Consider the following 4,883-nt stretch of genomic DNA (forward strand, 5'->3'; position numbering starts at 1 on the left):
CCACGACGGGCGCCCTTTGGGGACCGGTCAGCTCATAGTACAGATCGACGTCGTTGACGGTGATCGAAGGCATGGAGGGTTGACGCCGACCTGCGATCCCGCCAGACAGAACCCGGCGCCGAAGACGGCGGCGGACAGCAGCCAGGGCGATGCCGTAGAGCTCCCGATCAGGGCGATGAACAATGCTGCCAGAACATAGAAGGAGCCGAGCACCGTATGCGGGTTGATCCTGTCCATCAGCGCGCCGATCAGAAGCGCCCCTGCGGTCCCGCCGAGTTGAAGCATCATCGCCATCAGGGATGCTTCCTTCAGCGTCATGCCGGCGCTGCTGATGACGGTCGGCAGCCAGCTCGACAGGAGATAGAAGACCAGTAGGCTCATGAAGAAGGTCAGCCAGATCAGCAGGGTCCCTGATACCAGCCCCGGCTGGAACAACTGCCGCACGGGCGAGCCCTTGGGCTGGGCGATGCCGGTGTAAGTAGCGCCGCTCAGATCGGCCTCGGGGGCTATCTTGCGGAGCACGGCGGCGATCCGCTCGGCGGGAGCGTTCTTGAGAACCAGGAAACGCACCGATTCCGGCAGGGCCAGCAACAAGACCGGGACCAGTGCCAGCGGCAGGACGCCGCCGAGCAGCAGGACCGATTCCCAGCCGTATGCTGCCACCAGATGCGCCGCCGCCAGACCGCCGAAGGCGGAACCCAGCGTGAAGCCGCAAAACATCAGCGTGGTCAGGAACGACCGGCGTTTTTCCGGGCAGAATTCCGAAGTCAGCGTGATCGCATTGGGCATGGCGCTGCCCAGCCCCATGCCGGTCAGGAAGCGCAGGATGGTCAGCTCGGTGATCGAGGTGGACCACGCCGAAGCCAGACTGGCGGCACCGAAGAACAGAACGGTCAGCACCAGCGAATACTTGCGCCCGATCCTGTCGGCCAGCGGACCGAAGATGAACGCGCCTACCATCAGGCCGAACAGGCCGGCGCCGAACAGCGGCGCCAGTTGGGCCGCCGAAACGCTCCATTCGGATCGCAACGCCGGAGCAATGAAGCCGATCGCGGCCGTGTCGAAGCCGTCGATCGCCACGATCAGGAAGCAGAGCGCGATGATCCTGATCTGGTAGGACGACAGCTTGTGTGAATTCATGAAGTCCTGGACGTCAATGGTGCGTGTCAACGCCATTTTTCCTCTCCCTGTTCATGTTTATTGGGTTCCGGCCAAGCATGCCGGCGCATTTCCGGCGGCATGCCGGATTTCACTTCATTTCTTGGGAAATATTGTTTTCGAACGTTTCCAGGCGTTTCCGTGCCTCAGCCCAGATCGCCGCCGGCGACCGGCAGGATCGTGCCGGTGATGTAGGACGCCTCGTCGGACGCCAGGAAGAGGATCGGCGCCGCCTGCTCCTCCAGCGTGCCGTAGCGTTTCATGAAGCTGGACGAGATCGTCTGATCGACGATGCCCTGGTACCAGACCTTCTCCCGCTCGTCCTGGGCGGTCGGGTTGCGCGGGATGCGGCGGGGCGGCGCCTCGGTGCCGCCGGGGGCCGTGCCGACGACCCGGATGCCGTGCTCGGCATACTCGAAGGCGAGCGATGCCGTAATAGCGTTGACGCCGCCCTTGGCGGCTGCATAGGGCACCCGGTTGACGCCGCGCGTCGCCACCGACGAGACGTTGACGATCACACCGCCGCCTTGCTTCAGCATGGCGGGAAGCACCGCCCGGCAGCACCACAGCGTCGGGAACAGGGAGCGCCGGACCTCGGCCTCGATCTCCGGCTCGCGGTACTCGGCATAGGGCTTGGCCCAGATCGTGCCGCCGACATTGTTGACCAGGATATCGATCCGGCCGAACCGGTCCAACGCCTGCGCCATGGCGCTGTCGGCTCCGGAATAGTTCTCCAGGTCTGTCGTCACCGACAGCGACGGCGAGCCGATGCCTTCCAGCTCCGCCCGGACCTCGTGGACGATCTCCGCCCGGTCCACCAGCACCACGGAGGCGCCCTCGCGGGCTGCCCCCAAGGCCACGGTGCGGCCGATGCCCTGGGCGGCGCCGGTGACGACCATGACCTTGCCCTGGAAACGCCCCTTGAGCGGTCCGTGCCCGGTCATGACGCGCTCACTTCGCTCGGCGTGAACTTCTCGTAGTGGAAGTTCACCGGATTGACGCCCTGGTCCCGGAAGAAGACCCGGACGGCCTCGACCATCGGTGGCGGGCCGCAGAGATAGACGTCCACGTCGCCGGCGTTCAGGTGCTTGGCCTCCAGGTGATGGGTGACGTAGCCCTTGAGCGGATGGTTGCTGCCCTTGTCGGCGACGCAGGTGGCGAAGGTGAAGTTCGGGATCTTCTTGACGAACTCGGCGATGGTCTCGACCTCGACCAGATCGCCGTCCGTCGTGACGCCGTAGACCAGATGGATCGGCTGCTCGCAGCCGGTTTCCGCCACCTTGCCCAGCATGGACAGGAAGGGCGCCAGCCCGGTCCCTCCGGCCAGCATCAGCACCGGCCGCCTGGTGTCGCGCAGGTAGAAGCTTCCCAGCGGCCCCTTGAGGGTCAGCGTGTCGCCCGGCTTGGCCCGCTCGGTCAGATAGCCGCTCATCATCCCGCCCGGCACGTTGCGGATCAGGAAGGTTGCCCTGCCGCTGAGCCACCCGCTTCTCGAGCGGGAAGGGCCGCTGAGCTTCACCGAATTGGCGGGCGAACCGCTGATCCTGTACCCACGGGTGCCGCGCCCAAGCTACGCCGATCAGGTGATCTCGATCTTCCGCGACCGGGGCCTGGAGCCGAACATCGCCCATGAGGCCCGAGAGTTGCAGACGGCGATCGGCCTCGTCGCGGCGGAGGTCGGCATCTGCATCGTACCGACCTCGGTGCAGCGCCTGCGCCGGGACGACGTGGTCTACCGCGAACTCGTCGAGCAGACCATCACGTCGCCCATCATCATGAGCCGCCGGATCAACGACCGGTCGCCCGAGCTGGCCGTCATGTCGCGGGTGATCATCGAGGCCTATCGGGAACGGGGGTGGAAGATACCCGAAGGTCTCGATGCTTAGCCTTGTCGCCGCAGGACACGAGAACGGCCTTCGGCCTTCGGCCAGCGGACGCTTGCGGCGCTGAGGCTCGATCAGCCGCCGACCGCTATCTTCACGGCGGACAACGTCATGACACATGGCGCCCATCCGGCCTGCCGCGACCTTGGCGTCCGGATACGTGGGGACCTGTCGTCCGGGACATCCGCCGCTTGCGCGTGTTGCACAGGATCGGCACCTCACCGCGTGGGAGAACGCAATGTCCCGAGGCTCGACAGCCTTCATCACCTTGGCCCTACTGACTTCCCTGGGCGCAATCTCGCACGGAGCCGGCGCGCAACAAGCCCAGCAGCCGAAGCACCCTGCGGTCGAGCGCGTCATGGCAAGTGCCGGCTATCGGCAGGCGATGGCATCGTTCGACAGCGGACACGACCGGATCGTCGAGGAAAACCTGAAGCTTCAGCAGATCCCGGCTCCCCTCAGGCAGGAGCAGCGCAAGGCGGAAGCGTTCGCCGGCATGCTGCGGGCTCAGGGTCTCGCGGATGTCTCGATCGACCCGGAAGGCAACGTGCTGGCCGTCCGCAAGGGGACGGGCAATGGCGAGATGGTTGCGATCGTTTCCCATCTCGACACCGTGTTCGACATGGATACCGACCTCACGCCGAAACGCGACGGCACGAAGATCAAGGCGCCCGGCATCGCCGACAACAGCCGCGGATTGGCGGCGATCCTTGCCATGACGCGGGCAATGGATGCGGCCGGCATCAAACACCGGCACGACATCCTCATCGTCGGCAGCGTCGGCGAAGAAGGACTGGGAGATCTTCGCGGTGTCAAGTACCTGCTCCGCCAGGGACAGTACAAGGACCGGATCAAGACGTTCATCACGTTCGACGGGCTCTATCCGGACCAGGTGATGAATACGGCTGCCGGGAGCAAGCGCTACGAGGTGCGCTACAAGGGGCCGGGAGGCCATAGCTACCGGGCGTTCGGGACCGTCAACCCGATGTATCCCCTTGGTGCCGCCATGCAGGGACTTGCGGGGATCGAGGTGCCCAAGGGCACGACCCACAGCGTCGGCGTGATCGGCGGCGGCACCTCCGTCAACTCGATCCCGACCGAAGCCTGGATGCTGGTCGATATGCGATCGGCTTCACCCGAGGATCTCGGCGCTTTGGAAAAGCGCTTCCTGGATATCGTGGCCAAGGCGGCCGAAGCCGAGAACGCCACCCGCTCGACGAAAAGCGGATCGATCACCGCCGTGACCGAACTCGTGGGCGACAGGCCGTCCGGCAAGACGAGCGAGGACCAGCCGATCGTCGGGGTAGCCGTGGCCGCCGTCGCCGCCCATGGGTGGACGCCCAAACTGGTCTCGGCAAGCACGGATGCGAACGTGCCGATCAGCATGGGCATTCCCACGGTTACCATCGCCTCGGGGATCGGCGACCGCCAGCACTCGCTCGACGAATTCCTGGATGTCGAGAAGAGCGGAAGCGTTCGGCAGCTCGGCATGGCGCTCACCACCTTGCTCGCCCTCGCGGACATGACGGAATAACCGGACAGGACATCTTGCAGGGAAGTCGGGGCAATCCGGAGGAAATGCCGCCGGCACCGGACTGACTGAACCGCCACCTTACCCGACGCTCGCTCTCCCGGTTGCCGGTCCCGTCGGCGTCCGGGCAGGGTGCTCCGTGCGGGGAACCGGCCGTTGCGGCGCCGAATGCCCCGGACCAGATCCCCTCGAAGCTTTAGCCGGCCTGAACCGGACCCGCACGGATCGCATCTTCGTTTCCGCTGAAAAATGAATATTGCGCACAAAAGCCAATGGTGTTAAAGGTCTTCTGCGCTTGCAGGGAGTGGTGA

Annotated in this window: 5 protein-coding genes; 2 read left to right on the plus strand and 3 right to left on the minus strand. The window is 65.2% G+C overall.

The window, feature by feature from the left end:
* Nucleotides 1-27: 27 nt before the first annotated feature.
* From AC5JJ6_RS41555 to AC5JJ6_RS41565, 3 genes are all read right to left on the minus strand, one after another.
* Nucleotides 28-1,176 (minus strand): MFS transporter, encoded by a 1,149-nt coding sequence (locus AC5JJ6_RS41555; protein ID WP_496047676.1) that lies wholly within the window; start codon nt 1,174-1,176, stop codon nt 28-30.
* A gap of 128 nt (nt 1,177-1,304) precedes the next feature.
* Entirely contained in the window at nt 1,305-2,102 is a 798-nt protein-coding gene (locus AC5JJ6_RS41560; RefSeq protein ID WP_496047677.1) for a 1,6-dihydroxycyclohexa-2,4-diene-1-carboxylate dehydrogenase, read from the minus strand.
* The gene (locus AC5JJ6_RS41565; RefSeq protein WP_496047678.1) at nt 2,099-2,590 is read right to left on the minus strand and encodes a hypothetical protein; all 492 of its coding nucleotides are present in this window, start codon (nt 2,588-2,590) and stop codon (nt 2,099-2,101) included. The genes AC5JJ6_RS41560 and AC5JJ6_RS41565 overlap by 4 nt, the downstream gene beginning before the upstream one ends.
* A gap of 16 nt (nt 2,591-2,606) precedes the next feature.
* Between AC5JJ6_RS41565 and AC5JJ6_RS41570 the strand changes: the two genes are divergently transcribed.
* On the plus strand, nt 2,607-3,044 hold the full coding sequence (locus AC5JJ6_RS41570; protein WP_496047679.1) for a LysR substrate-binding domain-containing protein: 438 nt from the start codon (nt 2,607-2,609) through the stop codon (nt 3,042-3,044).
* Between the two features lie 235 nt (nt 3,045-3,279).
* Nucleotides 3,280-4,575, plus strand: a complete 1,296-nt coding sequence (locus AC5JJ6_RS41575) for a M20/M25/M40 family metallo-hydrolase (RefSeq protein ID WP_496047680.1) — start codon at nt 3,280-3,282, stop codon at nt 4,573-4,575.
* The last annotated feature ends 308 nt before the right edge of the window (nt 4,576-4,883 follow it).

Source organism: Skermanella sp. (assembly GCF_059503625.1).

What these genes read in the sequence shown, in the direction of transcription:
- AC5JJ6_RS41555 (WP_496047676.1), bottom strand. Translation starts at nt 1,176, where the DNA reads ATGGCGTTGACACGCACCATTGACGTCCAGGACTTCATGAATTCACAC.
- AC5JJ6_RS41560 (WP_496047677.1), bottom strand. Translation starts at nt 2,102, where the DNA reads ATGACCGGGCACGGACCGCTCAAGGGGCGTTTCCAGGGCAAGGTCATG.
- AC5JJ6_RS41565 (WP_496047678.1), bottom strand. Translation starts at nt 2,590, where the DNA reads ATGAGCGGCTATCTGACCGAGCGGGCCAAGCCGGGCGACACGCTGACC.
- AC5JJ6_RS41575 (WP_496047680.1), top strand. Translation starts at nt 3,280, where the DNA reads ATGTCCCGAGGCTCGACAGCCTTCATCACCTTGGCCCTACTGACTTCC.